This is a genomic window from Aeromicrobium sp. PFPM2_SD2, assembly GCF_057364525.1.
The window spans coordinates 1-1,983 of sequence record NZ_JBNFNZ010000444.1; the positions used below are offsets into that span (position 1 = coordinate 1).

The following is a 1,983-nucleotide window of genomic DNA, read 5'->3' on the forward strand; positions in this document are numbered from 1 at the left end:
CGCTCCACGACGAGGGCACCCGGCCGCCGGCGGGTGGCCCTCGTCGCGTCAGGCGTAGACGTCCAGCGGGAGCCCGCGGCAGGCCGGCTGACGGCGTACGCGTGCGGGTCGACGGGCTCGCCGGCGAACACCTGCGGCTGGGCCGAGAGCACGGCGCGGTGGTGCCGGTTGGCCAGGGTCGCCCCGGCGCCCGCGAAGGTCGCGAGCAGGGACTTCTCCACCGTGGAGGCGAGCACGTCGGCGCCCATGACGCCGAGCATCCGGCCGCCGCGGGTGACGGGCACGGTGATGGTCAGCGTCAACTCGTCGGTGCACACGTAGTCGACGTACGGGCCCGTCACGTGCGACGCGCCGGTGCGCAGCGGCGTCCGGAACCACTCCTGGCGGCTGTAGTCGGTGGACTGCACCAGCGCAGGGGAGCGCGTGAGCGGCTCCTTGCCGTCGCCCTGCCACCAGGCCAGCAGGTAGTCGTCGTCGGCGAGCAGGCCGGGCGTGACGACGAAGCCCGCGCCCATCGCGTGGGCGTCGGCCAGCACCTCGACGCGCAGCGCGGCGCGCAGGCGCGCGTCGGAGGCGGGCGGCTCGTCGAACAGCGGCACGAGGCGCTGGCCCAGCGAGGTCAGCGTCGACTGCAGCGGGTGGAAGAACTCCTCGACCGCCCGGACGCAGTCGTCGACGGAGGTGACGTGGGTGGTCGACATGGGCCTCACCGGATCCTCGAGTGAAGCTCGGCGAGCTCGCCGAGCGCCTGGCGGACGCGCGTCGCATCTGCTGACGGGCCGCGGCCGCGTCGTGCGCCGCGACCGCGTCCAGGAGCGCGACCTGGTGGGCGCGCACCGTCTCCTGATGGTCGGCCGCCGCCAGGGGCAGGCGCAGCAGCACGCCGAACTCCGACTCCACCCGCATGACGTCGCGCGCCAGCCGGGCCGAGTGCGTCAGCGCGGCCAGGGCGACGTGCAGCTCGGTGTCGGCGTGCCGCACCGACCCGACGTCGTCGACGTGCTCGGGCAGCACGATCTCGCGCAGGTCCTCGGTCTCCTCGGGGTTCGCCCGCTCGGCGGCGAGCTCCGCGCAGCCGGCCAGGATCGTGGCGTAGTGCACGCCCCGGTCGGCCAGGTCGACGCGGGTCATCGCGGCGAGCCGGTCGTGCAGGCGCTGGTCGTCCTGGCCGTCGGGTCGCGTGACGAACGAGCCGCCGCCGCGCCCGCGCACGGTGGTCACGAGGCCCTGGGCGCGCAGCGAGACGAGCGCCTCGCGCGCGGTCACGGTCGCGACCCCGAGCATCGCGGCCAGCTCCGGCTCGCTGGGCAGGCGCTCGCCGTTACCTGCTGGTGATCCTGCCGATCGCGCTGCCCGGCATCGTCACCGGCATCGCGCTGAACAACGCCTTCCGCGGGATCATGGGCGTGCAGCTGTCGATCGTCACGGTGATCGTCGCCCACGCGACGTTCTGCATCGTCACGGTGTTCAACAACGTCATCGCCCGGCTGCGGCGCATGGGCGGCAACCTCGAGGAGGCCTCGGCCGACCTCGGCGCGGGGCTCTGGACGACGTTCCGCCTGGTCACGTTCCCGCAGCTGCGCTCGGCGCTGCTGGCCGGCGGCCTGCTCGCGTTCGCGCTGAGCTTCGACGAGATCATCGTGACGACGTTCACCGCCGGTGCCGGCACGAACACGCTGCCGATCTGGATCCTCAACAACCTGTTCCGGCCCAACCAGGCGCCGGTGGTCGCGGTCGTGGCCGTGGTGCTGATCGTCGTGTCGATCGTCCCGATCTGGATCGCCCAGCGCATCGCCGGCGACGCCGAGACCGTCCGCTGACGGCGGCTAGGCGTAGCGCTCGGCGACCCAGGCCCGCAGCCGGTCGCCAGGTCGGACAGCAGCGCGGCGCCGGGGGTGGTCCGGCGACCACGCGCAGTGCAGCGCGATGCTGACCGGCCGGCGCCCGGACGTGAGCGGCAGCGGCACGAGGTCGAAGCGCGGG

Annotated in this window: 2 protein-coding genes and 1 pseudogene; 1 reads left to right on the forward strand and 2 read right to left on the reverse strand. The window is 74.1% G+C overall.

Going from position 1 to position 1,983, the window contains the following annotated elements; all coding sequences use genetic code 11:
- A partial coding sequence (locus AC2W7G_RS14850) for a cache domain-containing protein (RefSeq protein WP_485869119.1) occupies positions 1-701 on the reverse strand: 701 nt, incomplete at its 3' end.
- Positions 702-819: 118 nt separating this feature from the next.
- Positions 820-1,284, reverse strand: a pseudogene (locus tag AC2W7G_RS14855) (FadR/GntR family transcriptional regulator); the annotation flags it as partial.
- A 47-nt stretch (positions 1,285-1,331) separates the two neighbouring features.
- Between AC2W7G_RS14855 and AC2W7G_RS14860 the strand changes: the two are divergent.
- Positions 1,332-1,820 (forward strand): ABC transporter permease, encoded by a 489-nt coding sequence (locus tag AC2W7G_RS14860; protein WP_485869120.1) that lies wholly within the window; start codon positions 1,332-1,334, stop codon positions 1,818-1,820.
- Positions 1,821-1,983: the final 163 nt, after the last annotated feature.